22 protein-coding genes are annotated in these 26,472 nt (G+C 72.3%); 13 read left to right on the top strand and 9 right to left on the bottom strand.

Features of this window, described 5'->3' with window-relative positions; translation table 11 throughout:
• Positions 1–74: 74 nt before the first annotated feature.
• Positions 75–1,043: a helix-turn-helix transcriptional regulator gene (locus V5O40_RS22415; RefSeq protein ID WP_332907294.1), complete on the bottom strand. Its 969-nt coding sequence runs from the start codon at positions 1,041–1,043 to the stop codon at positions 75–77.
• A gap of 330 nt (positions 1,044–1,373) precedes the next feature.
• Between V5O40_RS22415 and V5O40_RS22410 the strand changes: the two genes are divergently transcribed.
• Positions 1,374–2,030: a hypothetical protein gene (locus V5O40_RS22410; protein ID WP_332907293.1), complete on the top strand. Its 657-nt coding sequence runs from the start codon at positions 1,374–1,376 to the stop codon at positions 2,028–2,030.
• A gap of 412 nt (positions 2,031–2,442) precedes the next feature.
• Complete coding sequence (locus V5O40_RS22405) at positions 2,443–3,768, top strand: cation:proton antiporter (protein ID WP_332907292.1); 1,326 nt, start codon at positions 2,443–2,445, stop codon at positions 3,766–3,768.
• 57 nt (positions 3,769–3,825) lie between these two features.
• Here V5O40_RS22405 and V5O40_RS22400 read toward each other — a convergent pair whose 3' ends face one another.
• Positions 3,826–5,529: a coiled-coil domain-containing protein gene (locus tag V5O40_RS22400; RefSeq protein WP_332907291.1), complete on the bottom strand. Its 1,704-nt coding sequence runs from the start codon at positions 5,527–5,529 to the stop codon at positions 3,826–3,828.
• Positions 5,530–5,843: 314 nt separating this feature from the next.
• Between V5O40_RS22400 and V5O40_RS22395 the strand changes: the two genes are divergently transcribed.
• Genes V5O40_RS22395 through V5O40_RS22380 form a run of 4 tightly spaced genes read left to right on the top strand, consistent with a single transcriptional unit; the run spans position 5,844 to position 10,742 of the window.
• A complete protein-coding gene (locus V5O40_RS22395; RefSeq protein WP_332907290.1) occupies positions 5,844–6,677 on the top strand; it encodes an ABC transporter ATP-binding protein in 834 nt (277 codons plus the stop codon).
• A 39-nt stretch (positions 6,678–6,716) separates the two neighbouring features.
• Positions 6,717–7,700 (top strand): ABC transporter substrate-binding protein, encoded by a 984-nt coding sequence (locus V5O40_RS22390; RefSeq protein ID WP_332907289.1) that lies wholly within the window; start codon positions 6,717–6,719, stop codon positions 7,698–7,700.
• Between the two features lie 5 nt (positions 7,701–7,705).
• Positions 7,706–9,802 (top strand): iron ABC transporter permease, encoded by a 2,097-nt coding sequence (locus V5O40_RS22385; RefSeq protein ID WP_332907303.1) that lies wholly within the window; start codon positions 7,706–7,708, stop codon positions 9,800–9,802.
• 28 nt (positions 9,803–9,830) lie between these two features.
• Positions 9,831–10,742 carry a siderophore-interacting protein gene (locus V5O40_RS22380; RefSeq protein WP_332907288.1) on the top strand — a complete coding sequence of 304 codons (912 nt, stop codon included), beginning with the start codon at positions 9,831–9,833 and terminating at the stop codon, positions 10,740–10,742.
• A gap of 8 nt (positions 10,743–10,750) precedes the next feature.
• Here the strand turns inward: V5O40_RS22380 and V5O40_RS22375 are convergent, their stop codons facing one another.
• The gene (locus V5O40_RS22375) at positions 10,751–11,266 is read right to left on the bottom strand and encodes a 2'-5' RNA ligase family protein (protein WP_332907287.1); all 516 of its coding nucleotides are present in this window, start codon (positions 11,264–11,266) and stop codon (positions 10,751–10,753) included.
• A gap of 34 nt (positions 11,267–11,300) precedes the next feature.
• A complete protein-coding gene (locus V5O40_RS22370; protein WP_332907286.1) occupies positions 11,301–11,975 on the bottom strand; it encodes a Pr6Pr family membrane protein in 675 nt (224 codons plus the stop codon).
• Between the two features lie 82 nt (positions 11,976–12,057).
• Here V5O40_RS22370 and V5O40_RS22365 point away from each other — a divergent pair, with 82 nt between their 5' ends.
• Positions 12,058–12,951, top strand: a complete 894-nt coding sequence (locus V5O40_RS22365) for a DUF72 domain-containing protein (protein ID WP_332907285.1) — start codon at positions 12,058–12,060, stop codon at positions 12,949–12,951.
• A gap of 19 nt (positions 12,952–12,970) precedes the next feature.
• On the opposite strand, the gene V5O40_RS22360 is transcribed toward V5O40_RS22365, so the two are convergent.
• The 4 genes from V5O40_RS22360 to V5O40_RS22345 all read right to left on the bottom strand — a co-directional run bounded on the left by V5O40_RS22360 (position 12,971) and on the right by V5O40_RS22345 (position 16,425).
• Complete coding sequence (locus tag V5O40_RS22360; RefSeq protein WP_332907284.1) at positions 12,971–13,357, bottom strand: hypothetical protein; 387 nt, start codon at positions 13,355–13,357, stop codon at positions 12,971–12,973.
• Between the two features lie 88 nt (positions 13,358–13,445).
• The gene (locus V5O40_RS22355) at positions 13,446–14,084 is read right to left on the bottom strand and encodes a hypothetical protein (protein WP_332907283.1); all 639 of its coding nucleotides are present in this window, start codon (positions 14,082–14,084) and stop codon (positions 13,446–13,448) included.
• A gap of 105 nt (positions 14,085–14,189) precedes the next feature.
• Positions 14,190–15,035: an alpha/beta hydrolase family protein gene (locus V5O40_RS22350; protein WP_408631928.1), complete on the bottom strand. Its 846-nt coding sequence runs from the start codon at positions 15,033–15,035 to the stop codon at positions 14,190–14,192.
• Positions 15,036–15,168: 133 nt separating this feature from the next.
• Complete coding sequence (locus tag V5O40_RS22345; RefSeq protein ID WP_332907302.1) at positions 15,169–16,425, bottom strand: SGNH/GDSL hydrolase family protein; 1,257 nt, start codon at positions 16,423–16,425, stop codon at positions 15,169–15,171.
• 341 nt (positions 16,426–16,766) lie between these two features.
• Between V5O40_RS22345 and V5O40_RS22340 the strand changes: the two genes are divergently transcribed.
• The 3 genes from V5O40_RS22340 (at position 16,767) to V5O40_RS22330 (ending at position 22,934) form a co-directional block, all read left to right on the top strand.
• Positions 16,767–18,824 (top strand): DNA gyrase/topoisomerase IV subunit B, encoded by a 2,058-nt coding sequence (locus tag V5O40_RS22340; protein ID WP_332907301.1) that lies wholly within the window; start codon positions 16,767–16,769, stop codon positions 18,822–18,824.
• Between the two features lie 31 nt (positions 18,825–18,855).
• Positions 18,856–21,339, top strand: coding sequence for a DNA gyrase/topoisomerase IV subunit A (locus V5O40_RS22335; protein ID WP_332907281.1), 2,484 nt, complete (start codon positions 18,856–18,858; stop codon positions 21,337–21,339).
• Positions 21,340–21,551: 212 nt separating this feature from the next.
• On the top strand, positions 21,552–22,934 hold the full coding sequence (locus V5O40_RS22330) for an RICIN domain-containing protein (protein WP_332907280.1): 1,383 nt from the start codon (positions 21,552–21,554) through the stop codon (positions 22,932–22,934).
• A gap of 109 nt (positions 22,935–23,043) precedes the next feature.
• On the opposite strand, the gene V5O40_RS22325 is transcribed toward V5O40_RS22330, so the two are convergent.
• Entirely contained in the window at positions 23,044–23,679 is a 636-nt protein-coding gene (locus V5O40_RS22325) for an alpha-ketoglutarate-dependent dioxygenase AlkB (protein WP_332907279.1), read from the bottom strand.
• A gap of 150 nt (positions 23,680–23,829) precedes the next feature.
• Here V5O40_RS22325 and trpB point away from each other — a divergent pair, with 150 nt between their 5' ends.
• The 3 genes from trpB to V5O40_RS22310 all read left to right on the top strand — a co-directional run.
• A complete protein-coding gene (gene trpB, locus V5O40_RS22320) occupies positions 23,830–25,029 on the top strand; it encodes a tryptophan synthase subunit beta (protein ID WP_332907278.1) in 1,200 nt (399 codons plus the stop codon).
• Positions 25,026–25,826, top strand: a complete 801-nt coding sequence (gene trpA, locus V5O40_RS22315) for a tryptophan synthase subunit alpha (protein ID WP_332907277.1) — start codon at positions 25,026–25,028, stop codon at positions 25,824–25,826. The genes trpB and trpA overlap by 4 nt, the downstream gene beginning before the upstream one ends.
• Before the next feature lie 15 nt (positions 25,827–25,841).
• The coding region (locus tag V5O40_RS22310) for a GntR family transcriptional regulator (protein ID WP_332907276.1) at positions 25,842–26,472 on the top strand (631 nt) is incomplete at its 3' end.

Raw genomic sequence — 26,472 nt, 5'->3', positions numbered from 1 at the left:
TGGCATCGATGCGGTGGGGCGGCCATCATGCGGACGGTGGCCCGCCTCTCGGCGGTCGGCCAGCGCGGGCGTCGTCAGGCGTGCAGGGTGCGGCTGGGCGGGAATCCGTAGGTGGCGTGGTAGCGCGCGGTGAACCGGCTGTGGCTGAGGAACCCCCACCGCGAGGCGATCGCCGAGACGGTTTCCCGCCGCGGGTCGGCCTGCATCAGCTCCCGGTGGGCGCGGTCGAGCCGGACCCGGCGCAGGTGCGCCATCGGGGTGGTGTCGAGGTGCCGGCGGAACGCCAGTTGCAGGGTCCGCAACGAGACCTGGGCGGCGGCGGCGATGTCGGCCGCACCGATGTCCCGGTCGGCGTACTCCTCGATGAACATCGTCGCCCGGCGCAGCGCGGTGGTGGTGGCGGCCCGCTGGTCGGTGGCCGGAGACCAGCCCGCCCTGGTGTGCGGGAAGACCGCCAGGGCCGACGCGGCCAGCATCCGGGCCGCGTTGGCGATCACCAAGGGCTCGCGGTACGCGTATGGATTGCCCAGGACGACGTGGTCGAGGTAGCTCGTGGTGTGCCGCCACAGGCCGGCCAGGGCCGGGGAGGCGGGGGTCAGCCCGGTGAACCGGACCCTGCTCGCCCGGCCGGCGGACGCGGTGCCGGTCACCCGGTCCAGGACGGAGAGACTCAGCAGGCAGGCGGTGATCCGCCCGGGCAGCCAGCGCAGCGAGCAGGCCAGGTCGGGCAGGGCGGCCAGGAAGACGTCGCCCGGCCCGAACCGACCGTACGCACCGGCGCAGGAGCGGTCGACGCGCCCGCTGACGACCTCGCAGATCACCAGCGCGCGGGACGGCTCGACATCGATGTCGAGCTGCGTGGACTGGTCCGACGTCTCCCGCCAGAACGAGCCCGCGTCCACCCGGTGGTGGCGGAACCGGTAGCGGGCGTCGACGGCCGCGCGGATGGCGACCCTGGAGTGGTAGGCGTGGGCCAGGTAGTCGTGGATCGTCTCCGGGTCGCCGCTGTCGAACCGGTGGGCGGTCGGAACCTTCGTCTTCAATACGTCTCCATCGACCTGGACGGAGGGCGCTTCGACACGCCGGGACGGCACCCGGCGAGACGTGGTGGATCCGAAGAGCGGTAGGACATGCAGAGCCAGGATTCCCATCGATGGTATCCACAAAGGAAGGAGTCCCATGAAGTTTTCGTGGCGCATCCGTCGCGCCGGTGGATCTCGCTCGTTGTCGATGTCAGGGGAGTTTTCGTTTTCGGGCTAGTCGGTGCGGCCCGGCCTGCGCAAACCGGGCTAGCCAGCGACCGTCCGTGGCCGTGATCATGCGAAGGGTGTCCAACATGGGCAATTGTTCGCCTAACGGATAGGGGTGGGGCGTTGGAGACCAAGGATCCGACTTACATCGTCCGACTGGCGACGGCTGAGGCACTCCGCCGGGTCGCCGGGGAGGCGGACCTCGCCGGCATCGTGGGAACCCGCCTGTCCGATCTGGGTGGTGGCCTACGGGAGGTGCTGCGCTACGCCCTGGTGGCCCAGCGGGTGGTCGCACCGACGCGGCTGATCGCGCTCTGCCGCGAACTCGCCCTCGGGCCGGACGCCTTCGATCTGCTGGGTCACCACCTGCTGGGTGCCGTGGTCGGCTATCGCCCGGGGCCGGACGCGCTGGTCCGGGTCGGCGGGGCGCTCGGACTGGCCCGTCGGGAACTGTTCACCGATCGGCATCCCGCGTCGGGCGATCCGCACCGGTTCCCCGCCCGGGTCGGCCGACGCAACAGTGCCGCCGTGCGTTACCGATCGGTCAAACCACCGGAGCATCTGCCGTCACCGCCGAGTTGGACCTGCACCGGCTGTGGGCAGGAGTGGCCGTGCGCGGTCAAGCAGAGCCAACTGCTCGCGGAGTTCGGCGGGGCCCGCGCCGCGCTCGCGGTCTACCTGGGCTCCTGTCTGCTCGCCGCCGCCCGCGACCTGCCCGGACTGCCGCTGGCCCGGGCCCGCAACCGCTTCCTCGGCTGGCTGCCACGCCGGCCGTTCTGACCGGCCCGGCGGCCGTCCGCCGCGTCCGGTGGTGCCGGTCTCACCTGAGTCCGTGACCCCCGGGCGCGGCGGTGTCGCCGGATGCCGTCCCAGCCGACCCGATATCGCTCAAACCTTGCCGGGTGCGGGGGTAGGTCCCTTCTGGAGAGCGAAGAGAGACTCGACCAACCAGACCTTTCGTCGTTTCCACCGGTGGTACCGGGGTGGCCACCGGGCCGGGTCGTGAAGTGTCCGCCACCGGACGGCCGAGGACGCCGAGCCACTCTTGTCGCGGCTCCGGACCGGATCTAGCATCGTCGATAATTCCTCCGGGGGGAATTTCGGTCGAGCGCTGTTTCCGTTGCCGTGTCAATCGAGAAGTGGATGGCTCATGCCTTCGATGCTCGAAATTGCCATGCATCTTTTTCTGCAGATGGCCGTGATTCTGGCCGTCTATCGACTGATCTGGCCGCTGTTTCGCAGGTTGGGGCAGGTGCAGGTGGTGGCCATCATGGTCGCCGGTTTCCTGCTGGGCCCGTCGCTGTTCGGGCTGTTGTGGCCGGCGGCACAAGAATGGATGTTCCCCCTGACATTGCAGGTCGGCGGCAAGGCCATACCGCACCCCTCGCTGACCGCCATTTATGTCATCGGGCAACTCGGCCTCGTCGTCTACATGTTTCTGGTCGGTTGCTCGTTCGATCTGGGTATTCTCCGTGGGCACGTCCGGCAGGCCGGGGCAACCGCCTCGGCCGGGCTCGGCGTGCCGCTGCTGCTCGGTGGCGTGCTCGGCTGGTGGCTGACCGTCCACAGTGACGAGTACTTCAGCGCGGGGGTCGCCCCCTGGCAGGGCGCACTGTTCATCGCCTCGGCCATCGCCATCACCGCGTTCCCCATGCTGGCGTGGATCGTGTACGACTCGGGCCTGCTGCGCACCCGGCTCGGCACGATGGCCCTGGCCTGCGCGGCCTCCGACGACGCGTGCGCCTGGGTGCTCCTGGCGATCGTGGTGGCCACGGCCGCCGGCGGGATCGGCGGCGGTGTGGTGGCCCTCGGTGGTGGGCTGGCGTTCCTGCTGTTCATGATCTTCGTGGGTCGGCCGCTGCTGCGCCGACTGGAGGACTGGGCCGAGCGCCGACGTGCCGTCGGCGAGACGGCGGCACTGCCGGTGGGGCCGCTGACCGTCACGCTGACGGTGGTACTCCTCGCCGCCTGGTTCACCGACTTCGTCGGCATCTACTCGGTCTTCGGTGCCTTCGTCGCGGGTGCGGTCATGCCGCGGGGGCGCTTCGTCGACGCGCTCCGGGAACGGGCCGAGCCGCTCGCCGCGTACCTGCTGCTACCGGCCTTCTTCATCTACTCCGGGCTGAACACCAAGCTCAGCCTCATCTTCGAGCCGTCCGTGCTGCTGGTCGCCGCCGTGGTACTGGCGGCCTCCTTCCTGGGCAAGTTCGGCGCCGTCGGGCTCGCCGCCCGGTGGCAGGGCATGACCTGGCGGGAGGCCGGGTCGATGGGCGCACTGGCCAACGCCCGAGGGCTGATGGAGCTGATCCTGCTCAACATCGGGCTCTCCGCCGGCCTGGTGAGCCAACAGCTCTACACGGTGCTGGCCATCATGGCCATCGTGACCACCTTCGCCGCGACTCCGTTGCACCGGCTGTTCGAGCGGGGCGCACGGCGTAAGGGCCTGGTCTACGGCCCCTCCGGACTGGTGCCGGATCCGACCGCGCGGGAACCGGAACTGGCAACCAGCCGGTCCTGACCGCAGCGGGCCGCCCACCCCGAGGTTCGGGGGTGGGCGGCCCGTCGTCGGTCGCGCTCAGTTCGCCGCGGGTTCCGGCGCCCGGTCGGCCGCGGTCGCGCCCGGCGGTTCCTCCGCCTCGGACTGCTGGTTGCCGGCCTGACCGGCGAACCAGTCGATGCCACCGGGCCCGCCGGCCGCCACCGCGGCCGCCGCGCGCGCCACCGGATCCACCACGGGACGTGCGCCGTGCTCCGGCTGCGGCTGACCCGGTCGGCCGGCGGCCACGCCGTTGCGCTCCCGGCCCGCCGGGTCGGTGGCGTCGGTGACCGTGCGTTGTGGATCCGGCCCGGCCCGCTCGGCGTCGCCCTCGCCTTCGGTGGCCACGTCCTCGGCCCGACCACCGGCCGCCGAGGCCACCTCGCCACCGCCCGTCGCGGCGGCGTCGCCAGCGGGTCGGGACACCCCGAGTCGGGCGGCCACCATCGGGTACTCGGCGGTCTCGCCGCCACCGGCCGCCGCGGCCATCACCGCCGCGGCCGCCAGATCGGCGACCCGCTTGGCCTCCCGCTGCACCCGGGCGCGGGTCTCCTTGGCGTGCCGCTCGGCGGCCTCGGCCGCCCGGCGCACCTCGTCCAGCCGCTGGCGCTCCGCCACGAGTTCGTGGCTGGTCTCCTCCAGCAACTGCCGCAGCCGGGTCAGCTCGGTCTCGGTGGCGTCCTTGGTGCGGCGGGCGGCGTCGAGTTGCTGCTCGGCGTCGTCCAACTGCTCGTGCAGCTGAGCCAGGGCCTGACGCTGCTCCCCGACCTCGAGCTGGACGGCGTGCAGCTGTTCCTCGGCCGCGGCGGCCTGCTCGTCGCTGAGTTTGCGTACCTCGGCCGCCTGCTCGTCGGCGCGCTTGCGGATCTCCGCGGAGTACTGCTGGGCGTCGGCGATCATCGAGCTGACCCGCTGCTCGGCGGCGGACCGCTGTGCGGCCAGCTCGCGCTCGACGGCCGCCCGCTGCTCGGCCAGGTCCTCCTCGGCCGTGGCCCGCCGCTCGGCCAGCTCCTCCTCGACCGTGGCCCGCCACTGCGCCAGCTCCTGCTGGCTCTTCGACCGGGCCGCCTGGATCTCCTGGTGGATCTGGGTACGCGCCGAGGTGGTGAGCGCCTCCGCCGCCGAGCGGGCCTGCTCGACCTGCTGGCGGCACTGCTCGCCGATCCGCTGCGCCTCCTGTTGCGCGCGCTCGTGCGCGGCCTCCCCGTCGGCGCGCAGCTTGTCGGCCCGCTCGCGGCTCTCGGCCAGCTCCGCGTCGGCGGCGGCCCGCAGCTCCTCGTACGTCTTCTCGTGCTCGGCCCGCCGGCCGGCCAGCTCCTCCTCAAGGTCGGCAAGCGCCTTGACGGTGCGTTCCCGCGCGTTGGCGAGCGTCTTCTCCGCCTCCGCCTGGAGCTTGGTGGCCCGCTGGCTGTGCGTCTCGATGATCGCTGCGGCCTGCTTCTCGGCCAGGTCCAGGATCTGGCCGACCATCGGGCCGACGTCCTGGAAGGTGGCCTTGTCCACTTGCGCCGGTCGCTGCCGCAGCTCGGCCATCTCGCCCTGCACCGCCTGAAGCTTCCCGGTCAGCTCCCGTAGCTGGGCGGTGGCCCGGTCCCGTTCCGCCGAGACCGCGGCGAGCCGGCCGTCGATCTGCTCGACGTAGCGTTCCACCTGCCGTTTGTCGTACCCACGCAGGGCGACCTCGAAGTTCGGCCGCGAGGCCAGGTCGTCGCGGACTGCGAACGGTTCCTCGCCGATGGACATGCCCCATCCTCCGTAGGATCGAAGAGCGCCACGCCGGCGGGCCGGCGGCGGATGACGCGCAACGTTACCGCTGCTCCGACTGCTCTGTCGTCCCACCCCGGGACGGATTTCGGGCCGCCTGACGGGTGGCCCGGCATCGGCGTCCCGGCCCGATCGCAGGTGGCGGCTCGTCACGGCGTGCGCCACCGGGACTGGCCGGCGAGGCGGCTCGGCGCATCGACGGCGGTCCAGCAACGCCGAGTGACGGTCGGGGTTCGGAAGGGTGAGACGGACCCACGTCTTGACAGGCAATTAGGTTAGGTTAGCCTAACCATATGTCGAGCGGACTGATGTCGAACGACGCCGAGCAAAGCCTACGCGGTGTCGACCTGTGCCTGGGCTACCACGGCACGACGGTGGTGCACGGCGCGGGTATCGCCCTGCGTGCCGGCACGGTGACCGCTCTCGTCGGTCCCAACGGCAGTGGCAAGTCCACCCTGTTGCGGGCGCTGGCCCGGCTCCATCCGGTGGATCGCGGCAGCGTGCTCTTCGCCGACGGCATCGCCGCCGCGGGCCTGCCCGCCAAGGAGTACGCCCGCCGGGTCACCCTGCTCGCCCAGAGCAGGCCGGTCCCCAACGGCGTCACCGTCCGCGACGTCGTCGGCTACGGCCGCCACCCCTACCGGGGCCGGTGGCGCGCGGACGACCCGGACGGCCCGGCCGCCATCGCCCGCGCCATGGAGGTCACCGGCGTCGGCGTGATGGCCGGTCGGCCGGTGGACGAACTCTCCGGTGGCGAGTTGCAGCGGGTCTGGCTGGCCACCTGCCTGGCCCAGGACACCCCGGTGCTGCTGCTCGACGAGCCCACCACCTTCCTCGATCTGCGGTATCAGGTCGGGATTCTCGACCTGATGCGTGACCTCGCCGACGACCACGGCGTCGCGGTCGGCGTCGTGCTGCACGACCTCAACCAGGCCGCCGCGGTGGCCGACGAGGTGGTCCTGCTGCACGGTGGCCGGGTCCGCGCCACCGGCACCCCGGCCGAGGTCTTCACCGAACCGGATCTGACCGAGACCTACGGCATCCGGATCGAGGTCAGCACCGACCCGTTCAACGGGCTGGTGACGACCCGCCCCGTGGGCCGACACCTGGCCCGAGTCCCGGTCTGAGCACAGACCGGTCACGACACCCACCCGAGAAAGAACATCATGTCCCGTACCCGTGTAACCGCCCTGCTGGCTGCCGCCACCGCGGTGCTGCTGGCCGCCTGCGGCACCACCGAGAACACCACCGAGCCCGCCGCCGCCACCTCCGCCGCCAGCGGCCCGGTCACCGTCACCGACAGCCGCGGCAAGGAGGTCAAGCTCGACGCCCCCGCGACCAAGGTGGTCGGTCTCGAATGGGGCGAGGTCGAGATGCTCGTCAGTCTCGGCGTCATGCCGGTCGGCGTCGCCGACCCCGAGGGGTACGCGACCTGGGTCAGCGCCGCCAAGCTCGACCCGGGCGTCAAGGACGTCGGTACCCGCGGCGAGCCGAGCATCGACTCCATCGTGGCGCTGCAACCCGACCTCGTGGTCATGGAGGACGACCGGGGCGCCAACGTCATCACGCAGCTGGAGAAGTACGTCCCGGTCATCGTGACCAAGGGCAGCGACGCCTCGGACAACCTCGGCCGGATGCGGGCCGACCTGAACATGATCGCCGCCGCGGTCGGTAAGACCGCCGAGGCGGAGAAGCTGCTCGCCGACTTCGACGCCGCCATCGCCGACGGCAAGAAGAAGATCGCCGACGCCGGTGCCGCCGGCAAGCCGTTCGCCATCGCCGACGGCTGGAAGGAAGGCAGCACGGTCAGCATCCGGATGTTCGGCGAGGGCGCGCTGGTCTCCCAGATCGGCATCCAGCTCGGCCTGACCAACGCGTGGACCGGCGAGACCGACCCGGCGTGGGGCCTGGGCCAGACCGACGTCGAGGGCCTGACCGTGCTCAAGAGCCCGGACCTGCACTTCTTCTACAACGCCTCGGACGGCGTCGACGTCTTCGCCGACGGTCTGAACAGCAACGCCATCTGGAAGTCGCTGCCCTTCGTCAAGCAGGGCAACCTGCACCGGATGCCCGACGGGATCTGGACCTTCGGCGGGCCGCTCTCCGGCAAGCAGTACATCGACCAGCTCGTCACCACCTACGCGGGGTGACCATGCTGTCCGCGCCCTCGCGTCCGGAGCCGGCTGTCCAGCCGGCTCCGGCCGGGCGCGCCTCGGTTCCGCGCGTCGTCGGGATCTTCCTCGCGGCGACCGCGCTGCTGCTGGTGGTCGTGGCGGTGCACCTCACCCAGGGCACCTCCACCGTGGGCGCGCTCGACCTGCTCCGCCTGCTGACCGGTGGTGACGACGAGACCGCCCGGGTGTTCGTCGCCTCCCGGGTGCCCCGGCTGCTCGCCGGACTCACCATCGGTGTCGCCCTCGGCTTCGCCGGCGCGGCGCTGCAGTCGATCGCCCGCAACCCGCTCGCCTCCCCGGACACCCTCGCCGTCAACGCCGGCGCCCACCTGGCCATCGTCTCGGTGGCCGCGTTCGGCATCGCGCTGCCCGCGCTGCCCGCCGGTGGCCTGGCCTTCTGCGGGGGCCTCGCCGCCGCCGGCCTGGTCATGGCGATGTCCTCCGGCGGCCAGGCCGGCACCACCCGACTGATCCTCGCCGGCTCGGCCACCGCGCTGGCGCTCAGCTCGGTGACCATGCTGCTGCTCCTGCTGTTCGAGCAGGCCACCATCGGCCTGTTCGCCTGGGGCAACGGTTCACTGGTGCAGAGCGACCTGGACACCCTCACCCAGCTCGCCCCCGTGATCGTGGCCGCCGTGGCGACGCTGATGTTCTTCGGCCACCGCCTCGACATCCTCGCGCTCGGCGACGACACCGCCACCGTGCTCGGCATCGACGTACGCCGTACCCGGCTGGTCGTCACCGTGCTGGCGGTGCTGCTGTCCGCCGCGGCGGTCACCCTCACCGGCCCGGTCGGCTTCGTCGGCCTCTGCGCGCCGGTGATCGTCCGGCTGCTCGGCCCGCTGGTGCCCGGTGTCCACCGGCACCGGATCCTGCTGCCGCTGTCCGGCATGGCCGGCGTCATCATCGTCCTCGGCTCCGACGTGCTGCTGCGAGCCCTGATGGGCGGCCAGGCCGGCGTCGACATCCCGACCGGCGTGGTGACCACCCTGTTCGGCGCGGGCATCCTCATCTGGCTGGCCCGTCGGCACCGCGACGCCGGCCCCACCCGCCGCCCCGCCGGCGGCCACGCCGCCGTCCGCTCCACGGCCTTCCACCGCACCGTGGTGGCGGTCGCCGCCACGGTCACCGTCGCGGCGGTGCTGCTCGGCATGCTCGCCGGGGACACCTGGCTGCTGCTCGGCGACATCGTCAACTGGATCAACGGCAGCACCGGGCCGGCGTACACCTTCGTGCTGGACCAACGGTGGCCGCGCGTCGCCGCGGCGATGCTGGCCGGCGCGGCCCTGGCGGTCGCCGGCACCACCGTGCAGGCGGTCTGCCGAAACCCGCTGGCCGAGCCCGGCATCCTCGGCATCACCGCCGGGGCCGGACTGGGCGCGGTATCGCTGCTCACCTTCGTGCCGCTGGCCGGCGTCTGGGCCGTCTCCGGGGTCGCCGGGCTCGGTGCCATGCTGGCCTTCGCCCTGGTGTACGGCGCGGCGTGGCGCGGTGGTCTCAGCTCCGACCGGTTGGTCCTGATCGGCTTCGGTGCCTGGCAGGGCGGGATGGCCATGATCACCTTCATGATCGTCGCGTTCGACCCCTGGAACACCGGCAAGGCCCTCACCTGGCTCTCCGGTTCCACCTACGGGCGGACCGCGACGCAGGTGCTGCCGGTGGTGATTGCCCTGCTGGTGCTCACGCCGGCCGTGGTCGCCGCCCGGCGCGAGCTGGACCTGATGACGCTCGACGACGACACCCCACGGGTGCTCGGCGTCCGGCTGGAACGCACCCGACTGATCGCGCTCGGCGCGGCGGCCCTGCTCACCTCGACGGCGGTGTCCGCCGTCGGTGTGATCGGCTTCGTCGGCCTGGTCGCCCCGCACGCGGCCCGGGCCCTCGTCGGCGGCCGGCACACCCGGGTGCTCCCGGTCGCCGCGCTGCTCGGCGCGGCCCTGGTCAGCCTCGCCGACACCCTCGGCCGCACCGTCATCGCTCCGGCTCAGATACCCGCCGGGCTGGTCACCGCCATGATCGGCACCCCCTACTTCGTCTGGCTGCTGTGGCGGTCCCGCGCCGCCACCCCGTCCCGGTAAGCGCACCGACCCGACCCGGAGAGGCATCATGACCCACACTCTGCCCGTCGCACCGTGGCGGCTGTTCGCCGTCGAGGTCCGCGCGGTACGTCGGCTCAGCCCGTCCTTCGTCCGGGTCACCTTCACCGGTCCCGACCTGGACCGCTTCGCCGACAACGGCTACGACCAGCGGATCAAGCTGGCGTTGCCGCTGCCCGGCCAGGCCGGCGTGCTCCTTCCGCAGGGGCCGGACTGGTACGCGCGGTGGCGGGCCCTGCCGGATCACCAGCGCAACCCGATCCGGACCTACACCGTGCGCGCGGTCCGGCCGTACCTGGGCGAGGTCGACGTCGACCTGGTGCTGCACGGCGACGGTGGACCGGCGACCCGGTGGGCCCGCCGGGTCCGCCCCGGTGACGAGATCGCCATCGTCGGACCGGACTCGGCGTACGGCGGTGACCACGGCGGCGTCGAGTTCCGGCCCCCGTCGACCGGTTGCCTGCTGCTGGCCGGGGACGAGACGGCGGTGCCGGCCATCAGCGGCATCTGCGAGCGGCTGCCACTGGACGCGCGCGGTCGGGTGCTGCTGGAGGTTCCCGAGGCCGGCGACGCGCTGTCGCTGGTCACGCCGCCCGGTGTCGAGGTGACCTGGCTGCCCCGGGGTGCCGGTGAACACGGCAGCCGGCTCGTCCGCGCCGTCGCCGCGGCCGCCGACGAACTGCTGGCCAGCACCCCGGTCACCGGCGGTGGCCCGGCCCCGGAACTGGTCGACGAGGTCGACGAGGACCACGAGATCCTCTGGGAGGTCCCCGACGTACTCCCGACGGCTCCGCTCTACGCCTGGCTGGCCGGAGAGGCCGGAGTAATCCGTACCCTCCGCCGGCACCTGGTCACCGAACGCGGCCTGGACCGTCGCGCGGTGGCCTTCATGGGCTACTGGCGCCACAACCACTCCTCCTGATCCGTCCGTCAGGGGAGGGGATGGGAGATGTTGCGGGCGTGGTCGGTGAGGGCGGCGGCGACCACCGTGGCTTCCAGCGGGAGCACCTCGAGGCAGCGGCGGACGGCGGGGGCCATCAGCGCGTTGGGGACGCGCATGGACAGGGTGCAGTGGGGGACCCACCGGCCGGGCCGGTAGTGCTCCACCAGCGGCACCCCGCCCGCGACGAGCAGATCGTGCACCCGCCGGTGGTGGGCCAGTAGTTCCGGGGTGGGTACCGGGCCCAACCAGAGCACCCGACCGACGAACTGGCCGGCATGCTGGAACGACAACCGCAGCGGTGCCGCCACCCTGGTGCCGGCGAGCGCCGCCGTCACCTGCTCCGGGTCGAAGCGCGGCGCGACCGCGAGCGAGACGTGGGGCCGGTGCCGCTGTTCCAGCAGGGAGCGCATGCTCTGCACCCCCTCGGCCTCCAGGGCGTCCCACAGCACGCGGATCCGCCGGGTGGCGACGGTGTCCAGGTACAGCTCCAACGCGGCGACCACATGATCATGCTAGCCGGGACGTCGGCCGGTCGGCTCACGGCACGATGACGGCGCGACCGTCCACGTCGAGCGGTTCCGGCCGGCGCCGGGTCAGCGTCCGGTCGATGCCGACGAGCAGCACGCCGAGCAGCCAGAACACCACGGCGAGGCAGGCCGAGACGATGCCCACCCCGGCATAGCCGAGCTCGCCCGCGTCCAGGAATGGGTACGGGTAGCGGTGCACCACCAGCCCGCGTACCAGGGCGAAACCCAGGTAGCCCAGCGGGAACACCAACCACCACAGCGCGTGCCGCAGGCGCAGCCGCCCGTGCCGGCCGAGCAGCGCCCACTCGGCGACGGCGAGCAACGGCACCACGGTGTGCAGGAACTGGTTACCGAACGCCTCACCGAGCGCCCGGTCGGGTTGCGGCATGGCGAACGGGCTGGCCGGATTGGCCAGCACCAGGTGGTACACCACGGCGGTGATGGTGATGTAGAGGGTCACCGCGGCGGGGACTGCGTCCGGCGGATCGGGCCGGCCCCGCCGGGCCCGCCAGATCGCGTACCCGGCGACCAGGCCCACCGCGAGGTTGCTCTGGATGGTGAAGTACGGCAACAGCCCGGTCACCGTGGCCGGACCGAGCGCGGTGAGCACCACACCGGCCAGCACACTTGTCACGATCGCCAGGCGGAGCAGCACCACCGCCGCGGATCGACGCCGCAGAGTCATCGCGGCACGTTACCAACGGGTCGGCCCGGCGGTCACCGCCCAGCGGTTGCCGACTGGCCCGTTCGGCGGTCCACTGAACTACATGGGTGTCATCAAGGTGGGCACGTCCTCGTGGGCGGACCGGACGCTCGTCCGTTCCGGCTGGTACCCGCGCCAGGCCAACACCCCGGCCGGTCGACTGCGCCACTACGCGGACCGGTTCGGGCTGGTCGAGGTGGACACGTCGTACTACGCGGTGCCCGCACCGGAGACCGCGCAGGGCTGGGTCGACGCCACCCCCGACGGGTTCACCTTCAACGTCAAGGCGTTCAGCCTCTTCACCGGCCACCCGACCCCGGTGGCCACCCTGCCCGCCGACCTCCGCCCGGCCGGCGGTCCGGCCCGGATCCGGCGACGTGACCTGCCGACGGTCGCGTACGACGAGTTGTGGAACCGGTTCCGGGCGGCGCTGGCACCGATCGCGGCGGCCGACCGGCTCGGCGCGGTGCTGTTGCAGTTCCCGCCGTGGCTGGCCCGCGGCGATGCGGCTCGCCGACGGATCGCGGAGCTGGCCTCGCGGTGCCGGCCGTGGCGGGTCGCCGTCGAGCTGCGGCACGCCTCCTGGTTCGACGGGGCGGCGGCGCTGGAGACGCTGGCCTTCCTGCGCGAGCAGCGGCTCACCTTCTGCTGCGTGGACATGCCGCAGGGCCATCCGGACTCGGTCCCGCCGATCCCGGTCGCCACCGCCGACCTGGCGATGATCCGGTTCCACGGCCACAGCAGCGCCTGGACCAGCGGCGACAAGGAGGACCGGTTCCGGTACGCCTACGGCGACGAGGAACTGCGCCGCTGGTCCGAGCTGCTGATCGACCTCGCCGGGCAGGCCGACGAGTTGCACGTGCTGTTCAACAACTGCTGTGCGGGTCAGGCCCAACGCGACGCGGAGCGGCTGGTCGGTCTGCTCGACGGGGCGGACCGGCGGGCCGTACCGTCCTGACCGGACGTCGCGGTGGCGCTCACCCGCGCCAGGTGCCCTCCGGGTGCATCCCGGTCGCCTCCTCCAGCGCGTTGTCCGGTAGGTCCCCGTCGGCGGAGTCGTCGGGGAAGCTACGCCGCGAGGGCGCCGGGTCCGGCGGCGCCCCGGGCCCGGCCACCGGCGTACGGCTCGGTTCCACCGAGCCGAACCCGTGCCGCCCGGCGGGCCGGTCCGTCGGGTCACCGGCGGACGTGCCGGCCGCGCGTCGTTCACCGCGTCGTCCCTCGGGCACGGCGGTCTCCTCGCTGCCCTCATCCATCGGGGAGTCCGCGCCGGCACCCCACGGCGGATCCCCGTCGAAACCGTCGGTGGTCCCCCAGGGGGCGACCCCCTCGGGTGCCCGGTCCTGCCTGTCCCGGTCCGTCATGGCCACCTCGCTGATCGGTGCGCGGCCGCCGGTCCACGCGAGACCGACACCCGGCACATGGGTGCACTGGCGGTCGTGCCCGCCGCCGTCAGCGGCCGGACATCGCCATCTGCCGGATCGCTCTGGCCGCCGCCATCCCGCCGGCGCCCTTGCCCATCGTCTTCGACGCGTGCCCCAGGCCACCCACGCGGCCGAGCATGCCGCGCAGCACCTGCCCGGGCTTCTGCTGCTCACCCATGTAGGCGGTGACCACGATCAGGGCGCCGGTCAGCGCCGGGATCGCCCATTGCAGCGCCTTCAACTGGCGTTGGCAGGATGCCACGTTCGACGGCGTCTGCCCGTTCGGCTCGGTGACCCCCTCGACCGACGGCTGGCCGGCCTTGGCCAACCGCATGCCGAGCAGCCGGCTGTACCCGGTCACCGCCAGGGCGCCGACGGTCAACGCGGTCTTCACCGTGCTGGCCCGGCCGACCCCGGCCTGGGCGGCCATCCGCGGGCTCTCGGTCACCAGTTCGCCGACCGCGCCGGCCAGGTGAGCGCCGATGGCCGCCGCGTTGACCGGCGTCCACCGGTTCCAACCGGTCGACGCCACCGAGAGTCGTTGGGTCGAGTCGCCGATCCGGGCCGCGGCGCCGTTCACGCCGAAGGCACCCATCAGGCTGCCGCCGAACCAGGCCGCCAGGCCCAGGTCGTGCATGGAACGTAGTGCGGTGTGGCTGTCAGACATCTGGTCCCCTTCCACCGTGTCGGGCGCAGCGGCTTACCCGCCTTCGGCCGGGCTAATCGCCGTGACCTGGGGACACGTGTCCGCGACGGTCGCCCGCCGGTGGGGTCAGCGTGCGGGCAGGGTGGCGACGAAGTCGGCCACCCGCGCGGCCAGCGGCCCGCTGGCGCGTACCCAGGTGAAGTGGTCCAGGTTGGTGCCCGGCGCGCCGTAGCGTTCACGGTCGACGGGAGCCGAGGTCAGCTTGGCGCAGAGCCGGTCCAGGGTGGGATGGGGGGTGTACTGGTCGTCGTCGACGCTGATCGCCAGCACCGGGGTACGGATCCGGCGTACCGCCGCCTCGGCGTCCACCCCGTCCACCTCGGGGAAGTCGCCGGTGCGGGCGGTGTGCGCCCAGTCCCGGATCACCCCGCGCGCCTGCCGGCCACCGAAGCCCCACCCGGGCCAGACCCCGAGCAACCGGGCCGTGGCGGCGATCCCCTGGGTCACCGGCAGCAACCCGTACCGCCGAGCGCCGGTGAAGTCACGCCAGTAGGGGATGCCGACCGCGATCAGCGCCAGCCCGTCCACCTCGTGCTCTCCATGCAGGGCCAGGTGCAGCACGGCGGCCTGGCCGCCGAGGGAGTGCCCCAGCAGCAGGGTCCGGTGGCCGTCCAACCGGGGCTTGAGCGCCGTGCGTACCGCCCCGATGTCGGCGGCCAGTTCGGCGTAGCCGTACCGGCAGGTCCGGCTCGGCCGGGGAGTGCTCTCGCCGGTGCCGCGCAGGTCCGCCACGACCACGGCGAGCCCGGCGGCGCGCAGCGCGGCGGCGAAGGGCCGGTAGTAGCGGGCCGGTACCCCCATCGCCGGCGCGATCAGCACCACCGGAGCGTCGACCACCCCGACGGGCTCCGGATAGATCTGGATGCCGAGCCGGGCACCGTCGACCTGGACGAACTCCTGCTGGTACTCGATCACGTTCACGGCAACATGTTACCGGCGGGTAGGTAGCGGCGGGGGGCTCCCCCCGCCGGGACCGCACCGCAGCGACGGGTGCCCCGGAATCCGGCCGGATTCCGGGGCACCCCACTGCCCGACCCGGGAGCGGTCAGGACACGCCGATCGTGCCGTTCGCGGAGCGTACGCAGGCCACCGAGCGGGCCGCGGTGCTGGCCGCGCCGGAGAGGCACTGGCCCAGCACCTGGTGCCCGGCGGCGTTCGGGTGCCACGACTCCTGGCAGGTCTGGAAGTAGCTCACACAGGTGTTGGCGATCCGCTGGATGGCGATCTTGTCCTTGCCGGAGAGGCTGGTCACGAAGGTCCCGTTCGGCGGGTTGTCCATCAACCGGATCGGGGTGGCCAGGGTGCCGGTCGGGCTGCTCGGGTTTTCGCAGAGCCGGGCGCCGTCGAAGGCGCGCTGCACGTTGAGGTAGACCAGGTCGGCACCGGCGAACTCGGCGGCCAGGGTGTCCCGGGTGGACCGCACGATGGTCCCGAGGCCCTGCGAGAACCGGTGACCGGGAGCGAGGCTGGCCCGGTGGATCGGGCAGCCGGCCGCGTACCGCTCGGCACCCAGCGCGCGGAACTTGTCCCGGGTGTCGTCCCGGTTGTCCTCGGAGTGGTAGGTGGGGGCCAGGTCCAGCGGCAGCGGGTTGGTGTAGTCCTGCAGCACCACCCGGTGCTGACCGTCGGCGTCCACCTCGCGCAGCGTGGTCAGGATCTGGCGTACCGCCGCGGTGGTCTCCGCGGTCGCCGCGGTGATCTGAGCGGCGGTGGCCAGGTCGGCGTCGCTGCACGGCTTCTGCTCCACCGGACCGTTCAGGTACGCCCAGAACTCCCACCAGCCGGTCCAGGCGTCGGCGATGAACCGGTTGGCGCACTTCTCGGCGACCCCGCCGAAGGTGAACGAGCTGTTGTTCGAGCCGAGCCCGATCAGCACCAGGTCGATGTCATGGGTCTGGGCGACCGCGCGGAGCTGGTCGAGCTGGGCGGCGACCTGCCGGCCGCTCGTCCGCGCCGACGAGGCGGCGGCGATGTCGTGCGGCTGCCCGCCGGAGCAGGCCAGGTTGAACCGGTCCTGGATGCCGGGCAGCGTCGCCTTGTGCAGCGAGGCGTTGGCCGAGCGGTGGCAGAAGAAGGCGTTGCTGTTGGGCGCTGTCCAGCCCGGGAAATCTCGCGCCACGCCGGTCACGTCGACCACCGGCTGGTAGGAGCCGGCGCCCTCGCCGCTGATGAAGCTGTCGCCGAGGGCCACCGCCGCGGTGGGTGGTGCGGCCGAGGCGGTGGGGACCGCGACGGCGGTGGAGAGAGTCGCCGCGGTGACGGCCAGGGCCATCGCGGCGGCGGTACGACGCAACGCGGACATCGGCATCCCCATCCGTTCATAGAAATGTGAAAGATCCTCTGGTGCGGTGATGAGATCACGCGGGTGTGACGAACGTCAACAGTGGGAAACATCCGTGACAGGTGGGTCCAGCGGGGTCAGGGATGCCCTCGCGCGGCCGGTGCCGAGTGCGCCGCCGGGCATAAGGCCGGCAGCCGGGGCGTTGACCGCAGCAGGTCCGCCAGCAGCGGCCCACGGCGTGCCGGGCGGGTGTCCGCACAGGTTGTCGGGGCGTGCGGCTACGCTCGCTGCGGCGTGCCCGCGCCGGGCCGACCGCCGACGGCGCGGGGGAGCACATCGCCGAGACCGGGGAGTACGACCAGTTGACCGCAGAGCCTGACACCCTGTATGGGGCCGACGACCTCACGCACCTCGAGGGGCTGGACGCCGTCCGCAAGCGGCCCGGCATGTACATCGGCTCCACCGACAGCCGTGGCGTGGGTCACCTCGTCAACGAGATCCTCGACAACTCGACCGACGAGGGCGTCGCCGGCCACGCCACGAGCGTCGAGGTCATCCTGCACGCCGACGGGTCGGTGCAGGTCGACGACGACGGCCGGGGCATCCCCACCGACGTGCACGCCCGCTCCGGCATCTCCGGCGTCGAGTTGGTGCTCACCCGCCTGCACGCCGGCGGCAAGTTCGGTGGCTCCGGCTACAAGACCTCCGGCGGCCTGCACGGCGTGGGTGCCTCGGCGGTCAACGCGCTGTCCCGCCGCTTCGACGTCACCGTGCGCCGGGGCGGCAAGGTGCACGCCATGTCGTTCCGGCACGGGGTGCCCGGCGTCTTCGACGGCGACGGCCCCGACGCGCCGTTCACCCCCGGCCCCGGGCTCCAGGTCGTCGGCGCCATGAAGCGCGGCCGCCGCACCGGCACCTCGATCCGCTACTGGCACGACCCCCGCTACTTCGAGACCGGCGCCACCCTCGACCACGACGCCGTGCGGGCCAAGCTGCGCCACACCGCGTTCCTGGTCCCCGGCGTCGGCTACACCCTGCACGACCGCACCACGGGGGAGCCCACCGAGGAGCGCTTCCACTACCCCAACGGCCTCACCGACATGGTGGAGTTCCTCGCACCGGCCGGCGATCGGCCCGTCTCCGGCACCCTGCTGGTCACCGGCGACGGGACGTACCGGGAGAACGCCGCCGACGCCAACGGCGTCATGCAGTCGAACGTGCAGCGCCGGGCCGAGGTCGAGATCGCCTTCCGCTGGGGCACCGGCTACGAACGCACGGTCGAGTGCTTCACCAACACCATCCGCAACGCCCACGGCGGCACCCACCGCAAGGGCTTCGAGCGGGCGTTGGCGCGTACCCTCGCCGACGCCGTACGCACCACCCGGGGTCTGCTCAAGGCCAAGGAGGACGCGCCCACGCTGGACGACGTGCTGGAGGGGATGACGGCGGTGGTGCACGTCCGGGTGCCCGAGCCGCAGTTCACCTCGCAGACCAAGGACGAGCTCTCCACCGCCGGCATCACCAAGGTCGTGCAGGCTCTGGTGGAGCAGCACGTCAAGTCCTGGCTGGACGACCGCAGGACCCGCACCGAGGCGCGTACGGTCCTGCAGAAGATCGTCGACGCGTCCCGGGTGCGCCTCACCCAGAAGCAGCAGAAGGACGCGGCCCGCCGCAAGACCGCCCTCGAAGGCGCGGCCATGCCCGCCAAACTCGTCGACTGCCGCGCCTCGGGCATCGAGCGGAGTGAGCTGTTCATCGTGGAAGGGGACTCCGCCCTCGGGACGGGTCGACTTGCCCGTTCCGCGGAATATCAGGCGCTGCTGCCGATCCGCGGCAAGATCCTCAACGTGCAGAAGGCCAGCCTTCAGCAGGTGCTCGACAACGCCGAGTGCGCGGCGATCGTGCAGGTGCTCGGCGCTGGCTCGGGGCGCACCTTCGACCTGTCGGCGCTGCGCTACGGGCGGGTGCTGATCATGGCCGACGCCGATGTCGACGGCGCGCACATCCGGACGCTGCTGATCACCCTCTTCGCCCGGTACATGCGGCCGTTGATCGAGGCGGGCCGGCTCTACGCCGCCATGCCACCGCTGCACAAGATCACGACCAGGGGGCGTAACCCGGAGACCGTCTACACCTACACGCAGGCGGAGATGGAGGCGACGGTGCGCCGGTTCGAGAAGGCCGGCAAGCAGATCGTCACCCCGGTGCCCCGGTTCAAGGGCCTCGGCGAGATGGACGCCGAAGAGTTGTGGGAGACGACCATGAACCCGGCCACCCGCGCGGTACGCCGGATCACCCTGGACGACGTCGACGCCGCCGAGCGGATCCTCGAACTGCTGATGGGGGAGAAGGTCGAGCCGCGCCGCAACTGGCTGATCGACTCCGCCGATCGGGTCGACCGTGCCGCCATCGACGCCTGACCATCGGGTCTCTCGGAAGGAAAGCTGAGCCATGGCACGCCGCAAGGAGATGAAGGTCGACCATTCCGCGTTCGACCTGGCCGGCGCGCGGATCATCGACAACCCGCTGACCACCGAGGTGTCCGACTCCTACCTGGAGTACGCCTTCTCGGTCATCCACTCCCGGGCCCTGCCCGACGCCCGTGACGGCCTCAAGCCGGTGCACCGCCGCATCCTCTGGTCGATGTACGAGCAGGGCCACCGCCCGGACCGGGCGCATGTGAAGTCCGCCCGGATCGTCGGGGACGCGATGGGCAAGTACCATCCGCACGGCGACGGCGCGATCTACGACGCGATGGTCCGGCTGGCGCAGGACTTCTCACTGAACGCGCCGCTCATCGACGGGCACGGGAATTTTGGCAGCCCGGACGATGGGCCGGCAGCGGCGAGGTACACCGAGGCTCGGATGTCGCGGGAGGCGATGCTGCTCGTCGGTGAGCTGGGCGAGGACACCGTCGACGTCGAGCCCAACTACGACGGCTCGCTGACCCAGCCCACGGTGCTGCCGGCGGCCTTCCCGAACCTGCTGGTCAACGGTGCCGCCGGGATCGCGGTCGGGATGGCGACGAACATGATCCCGCACAACCTGGGCGAGGTCGTCGCGGCGGCCCGGTGGCTGATCCGGCACCCGAACGCCACCCTCGACAAGCTGATGGAGTTCGTGCCCGGTCCCGACCTGCCCACCGGCGGCATGCTGCTCGGCCTGGACGAGGTGCGCCGGGCGTACGAGACCGGCCGGGGCGTGGTGCGGATGCGCGGCAAGGTGGAGATCGGGCCGCTGGAGGGCAGTCGGGGGCGGCAGGCCATCACGGTTGTCGAGTTGCCGTACGGCATCGGCGCGGAGAAGGTCATCGCGGCCATCACCAACGAGGTGACCAAGACCAAGCGGCTGACCGGGATCGCCGACGTCAAGGACCTCACCGACCGGGAGAGCGGCACCCGGCTTGTCATCGAGTGCAAGGTCGGCGTGAACCCGCAGGCCCTGCTCGCCGACCTCTACCGGTTGACCCCGCTGGAGCAGTCCTTCGGCGTCAACAACCTGGTGCTCGTCGACGGGCAGCCGCGCACCCTGGGGCTCAAGGAGCTGCTGGAGGTGTTCCTGGCCCACCGCTACGAGGTGGTGACCCGGCGCAGCGCGTACCGCAAGCGCAAGCGGGAGGAGCGGCTGCACCTGGTCGACGGTCTGCTGATCGCCCTGCTCGACATCGACAAGGTGGTGAAGCTGATCCGGGGCAGCGAGGACGCCCAGGCGGCCCGCAGCGGCCTGATGCGCCAGTTCAAGCTCTCCGAGATCCAGGCGAACTACATCCTGGACACTCCGCTGCGCCGGCTGACCAGGTACGACCGGCTGGAGCTGGAGGCCGAGCAGCAGAAGCTGCGCGCCGAGATCGCCGAGTTGTCGACCATCCTCGACGACGAGAACGTGCTCAAGAAGGTCGTCTCGGACGAGTTGGCCGCCGTGGTCAAGCAGTTCGCCGTGCCCCGGCGGACGACGCTCGTCGACGGCGACCTCAAGGAGGTGCTGGCCGCGTCCGCGCCGGCCGGGCCGCTGGAGGTGGCCGACGACCCGTGCCAGGTGATCCTGTCGGCCACCGGGTTGGTGGCCCGCACCGCGGCCGAGTCGGAGGAGGCCGCCGAGGGGCGCCGCCGGCACGGCCGGGTCAAGCACGACGCGGTACGCGCCGTGGTGCACTCCACCGCCCGGGGGCGGGTGCTGCTGGTGACCAGTGCCGGCCGGGCGTTCAAGGTGGACGTGCTGCCGCTGCCGGTGTTGCCGGAGCAGGCCGGCACGGTGTCGTTGCGCGGCGGCATGTCCGCCGCCGAGCTGGTGCCGCTGGAGCCGGGGGAGACCGTGGTCGGCCTGGCGCCGCTCGGCGCTGCCGCTCAGGGTTCGCCGGGTCTGGCGCTCGGTACCCGGCAGGGTGTGGTGAAAATCTGTGCCCCGGACTGGCCGGTGCGGTCCGACGAGTTCGAGGTGATCGGGCTGCGCGACGGCGACGAGGTGGTCGGGGCGACCTGGCTGGTCGACGGTGCCGAGACGCTCGCCTTCCTGACCAGCGCGGCCGCGCTGCTCCGGTTCGCCGCCGGGACGATCCGCCCGCAGGGGCTCAAGGGCGGCGGGATGGCCGGGATCGCTCTGCCGTCCGGGGCGCGGGTGGTGTTCTTCGGCGCGGTCCGCACCGACGATCCGGAGCACGGTGAGCCGATGGTGGTCACCTCGACCGGTGCGACGGTCAAGGTGACGCCGCTGTCGGCGTACCCGGCGAAGGGGCGGGCGACCGGCGGGGTGCGTGCCCATCGGTTCCTCAAGGGTGAGACCGACGTGGTGGTCGGTTGGGTCGGTCCCCGGCCGGTCGGCTCGACGGCCAACGGTGAGGCGGTGGAGCTGCCGGCGGCCGACCCGCGCCGCGACGGCTCCGGTTTCGCCGTCATGCTCGGCCCCGCCGTGGTGGGTCACCAGATCGACCGCGAGTAGCTGCCTGTTCCGCACCCGGCGTGCCGGACGTGACCGTTCGGCACGCCGCGATCCATCGACGTCCGTCATTGACGTATGACGTATTACGACGATACGTTGGGGCTTGCTCGCTGGCGGCCCGACGTGTCGACACCACCATCCACAACGTCGGTGCCTGCGACAACGCGCGTCCCCTCCCGACCGCGCGTGGTCCTAGTCGAAGGAGTGGATCAATGAATGGTGAGGTTCGTCCCGCCTCTCCTCCCGGGCGTCGACGGCGGTCGGTCGTGGCGGCGGTCGGTGCGGCGGTCCTGGTGGCCGGCAGCCTCGTCGCGGTCAACGCCGCGCCCGCGGCGGCGGCGACCGTGGACCCCAACGCCTGGTACGTGTTGGTGAACCGCAACAGTGGCAAGGCGTTGGACGTGTACGGTCTGGCGACCAGCGACGGTGCGCGGATCAGCCAGTGGACCCGCAACAACGGTGCGAATCAGCAGTGGCAGTTCGTGGATTCCGGTGGTGGTTACTACCGGTTGAAGTCGCGGCACTCGGGCAAGGTGCTGGACGTGTCGAACGCGTCGACCGCGGACGGTGCCGCGATCGTGCAGTGGTCGGATCACAACGGCACCAACCAGCAGTTCCGGTTGGCCGACTCGGACGGCGGTCACGTGCGGTTGGTCAGCCGGCACAGCAACAAGGTCGTCGAGGTGCAGGGTGCCGCCACCGCGGATGGCGCGAACATCGTGCAGTACGCCGACTGGAACGGCGCCAACCAGCAGTGGCAGCTGGCCCGGGTCGACGGGGGCGGCCCCACGTCGCCACCACCCACCGGTGAGCCGGGCGCGGGGTGCGGCCGGACGCCGACGTTGGGCAACGGTACGCACACCATCCAGAGCGGCGGCCAGAGTCGCAGCTTCATCCTGCGGCTGCCCGCCAACTACAACAGCAACACCCGCTACCGGTTGATGTTCGCGTTCCACTGGTGGGGCGGCACCGCCGGCGATGTCGCCTACGGTGGAGCCGACGGGGCGGCCTGGGCCTACTACGGGCAGCAGGAGCAGTCGAACAACAGCGCGATCCTGGTCGCCCCGCAGGGCATCGGTAACGGCTGGGCCAACTCCGGCGGCGAGGACGTCACCTTCGTCGACGACATGATCCGCCGGATCGAGAGCGACCTGTGCGTCAACACGTCGCAGCGCTTCGCCCTCGGGTTCAGCTACGGCGGGGCGATGAGCTACGCCCTCGCCTGTGCCCGCGCCGGCGTCTTCCGGGCCGTCGCGGTCTACGGCGCTCCCCGGGAGTTGAGCGGGTGCAGCGGTGGCACCGAGCCGATCGCGTACTTCGGCATCCACGGCATCTCCGACAACATCGCCAGCGGGCGGTCGTTGCGGGACAGGTTCGTCCGCAACAACGGCTGCACCCCGCAGAACCCGCCGGAGCCGGCGGCGGGCAGCCGGACGCACATCACCACCGTCTACTCGGGATGCCGCGCCGGCTATCCCGTGCAGTGGGCCGCGTTCGACGGCGGTCACACCCCCGGTCCGGTCGACGGCGGCGGCGACAGCGGTGCCAGGACCTGGACCAAGGGCGAGGTGTGGCGCTTCTTCGCGCAGTTCTAGAGCGCGCGGTCTGAGCGGAACGCGCCAGTCAGGTCGCTGAGGGTGAGCCCGTTCCCCGTCGGGAGCGGGCTCACCCGTGCTCAGGACGGTGCAGCGGCTGCGGGGTCGCTCAGGCGACGCCGGCCGGGCGGAACTGGACGCTGACCCGGGGGCCGACCGGGCGGGCGGTCTTGGGTATCGCGTGTTCCCAGGTGCGCTGACAGGAGCCGCCCATCACCACCAGGTCACCGTGACCGAGCGGAAAACGCAGGCTGGTGCCGCCGCCGCGGGGGCGCAGCAGCAGTTGGCGGGGCGAGCCGAAGGAGACGATGGCGACCAGGGTGTCGGTGTGGGCGGAGCGCCCCTGGGTGTCGCCGTGCCAGGCGACGCTGTCCCGGCCGTCGCGGTAGAGACACATGCCGGCGGTGACGAAGGGCTCACCGAGTTCGTCGGCGTAGTGGCGGGTCAGTGCCGCGCGGGCGGCGGTGAGCACCGGGTGCGGTAGTGGTCGGCCGGCACCGTACCAACTGAGCAGCCGGGGGACGTCGACCTCGGTGTCGTACATGGTGCGTCGCTCGGCCCGCCACGGCACCTCGCGTAGCAGCACGTCGAGCACCTGGTCGGAGCCGTGCACCCAGCCGGGCAGGTGATCGACCCAGGCGCCCCGGCTCAGCGGGTGCCGGCGCGGCTGCCCGGCCAGCGGACCGAGGGTGGGCGCCGCGTCGGTGACCTCCAGCATCGACGGCTGGTACGCGGTCTGCGACATGCCCGCAGCCTAGCAGCGAGTTAGCACACCTGTCCTAGCGCCGTGCCGGTCCGGTCGGGCGGGGTGGGCGTGTCGGCGGAATCCCTTGCGCACCCCGGCGGCACTGTTCTATAACTCATGGCAACAGTTATAGAACAGTTGGGAGCTGTCATGGAAGCTCTGGTCCTGCGTGACCCGACCGCCGCGCCCGTGGGCGGTCGGTTCGGGCGCCACGGTGGCCGGTTCGTGCCCGAGCCGCTGATCCCCGCCTGCGAGGAGGTCGAGGCGGCCTTCGCCGAGGCGTGGGCGGATCCGGGCTTCCGGGGTGACCTGGCGTGGCTGCTGTCGAGGTACGCGGGCCGACCGACCCCGCTGACCCCGGCCCTGCGACTGTCCGCCGAACTCGGCGTGACGGTGCTGCTCAAGCGCGAGGACCTGGCACACACCGGCTCTCACAAGATCAATAATGTGCTGGGCCAGGCGTTGCTGGCGCGCCGGATGGGCAAGCGGCGACTGGTCGCCGAGACCGGCGCGGGCATGCACGGCGTCGCCACCGCCACCGCCGGTGCCCTGCTGGGCCTGCCGGTGACGGTCTTCATGGGCGAGCGCGACGTCGAGCGGCAGGCGCACAACGTGTTCCGGATGCGGCTGCTCGGCGCACAGGTCGTGCCGGTGCGTTCGGGCAGCCGGACCCTCAAGGACGCGACAAGCGAGGCGATGCGCCACTGGGTGAGCGTCACCGAGGACGCCTACTACTGCGTGGGCTCGGTGATCGGGCCGCACCCGTACCCGTGGCTGGTGCGCGAGCTGCAGGCGGTCATCGGCCAGGAGGCCCGACACCAGTGCGCCGAGCAGTTGTCGGCCGGCACACCGGATCAGGTCGTCGCCTGCGTCGGTGGTGGCTCCAACGCCGCCGGCACCTTCGCCGGCTTCGTGGACACGCCAGCCCGACTGGTGGGGGTCGAGGCGGCGGGCGGTGCCGGCGCGGCGCTGGGTGAGGTCGGCGTCCTGCACGGATTCCAGTCGCTGTTCCTCCAGGACGAGCAGGGCCAGATCCGGGAGGCGCGGTCCGTCGCGGCGGGCCTGGACTACCCGGGAGTCGGTCCGGAGCATGCCCACCTGCGCGATCTCGGCCGGGCCGAGTACGTCACGGCCACCGACGAGGAGGCACTGGCGGCGGCGGTCCGGTTGGCCCGCGCCGAGGGCATCGTCCCGGCGATCGAGTCCGCGCACGCGCTCGCCTGGGTCGTCCGGGCCGCCGGCACCACCGAGCTACCCACCGGCAGCAGCGTGCTCGTCACGCTCTCCGGCCGCGGCGACAAGGACATCGCGACCCTGACCAGGTACCTGGGCGACGAGGAGGCGCGGTGATCACGCTGGAGACCCGGCTGCGGCGCGACCGTGGACGCAAGCTGCTCATGCCGTACCTCACCGGGGGAGTCACCCCGGACTGGACCGACCACCTGCGCGCGATCGCCGACGCCGGGGCCGACGCGATCGAGGTCGGCATCCCCTTCTCCGATCCCACCCTCGACGGCGTCACCATCCAGGAGGCGTCCGACGCCGCGCTGGCCCGGGGCGCCACCACCGACGGCATCCTCTCCGACCTGTCCAGGATTCGGGTCGAGGTGCCGGTCGTCGTCAGCACGTACGCCAACCTGGCACTGCGGCGCGGCGCGGGCCGGTTCTGCCGGTCCCTCGCCGAGGCGGGCGTCCAGGGCCTGATCGTGCCCGACCTGCCGCTGGAGGAGGCCGGGGCGACGAGCGGGGCCGCCCGGGCCGCGAACGTCGACCTCGCGCTGCTGGCGTCACCGGCCACACCCACCCGCCGGCTGCGGGAGATCGCCGAGCGTAGCCGTGGTTTCGTCTACGCGGTCTCCCTGATGGGAATCACCGGCGAACGGGAGCACCTCGCCGCCTCGGCCGCCGCGCTGGCGCGGCGCCTGCGGGGCGTCACGGACCGGCCCGTATTCTTGGGATTCGGCATCTCGACACCGGCGCAGGCGGCTGCCGCGGCGCGGGACGCCGACGGTGTGATCGTCGGCGCGGCGCTGATGCGACGCCTGCTCGACGGTGCGGACCCGGCGTCGACCGCCGGATTCGTCCGGTCACTGCGCGCGGCGCTGGACGGCGTGCCGGCACGGACAACGGCGGACGCCGGAGGTTAGGGGGCGGGCGGCGGCATGGTTACCGGGCAGGACGCGCCCACGGCGCGGTACCGCACCATCGCCGCCGACCTCGCCGCCAGGATCCGCGCCGGGGACTACCGACCCGGCGAGGCGTTGCCCTCCCAACGCGATCTCAGCGCCGCCTACGGCGTCACGCTGATGACGCTGCGGCAGGCGTTGCGGCAGCTCAGCGACGAGGGGCTGATCGAGCAGCAACCCGGCCGGGGCACCTTCGTCGCCCCGCCGCACCTGGCGTACCGGCTGGGCTCGCTGCGCAGCTTCGCCGACGACCTGCGGGATCAGGGCCACGAGGTGCGTACCACCGTCGTCGGCCGGGCGGTGCGCCGGCTGCCGGCGCGGATCGCCGGGGCGCTGCGGGCCGGCGCGACCGACTCCGGGCTGCGGCTGGAGCGGGTGCGCGCGTTCGCCGGCCGCCGCGCCGTGCACCAGGTCTCGTGGGTACGCGCGTCACACGCGGCCGGTCTGCGCGAGGTGGACTTCACCACGACGTCGCTGTACGAGGCGCTCGCCGCCGGTGGGGTCTCGGGCGCCCGGGCGACCCAGACGATACGGCCCCGCGTCCGCGACGGGGCGCGGGCGGCCCACCACGACGACGCCCCCGGTGGTGCCGTGCTGATAACCGACC

Source organism: Micromonospora palythoicola, from assembly GCF_036689795.1.
Classification (GTDB): Bacteria; Actinomycetota; Actinomycetes; order Mycobacteriales; family Micromonosporaceae; genus Micromonospora; species Micromonospora palythoicola.
This window is presented reverse-complemented; position numbering and strand designations above follow the sequence as displayed.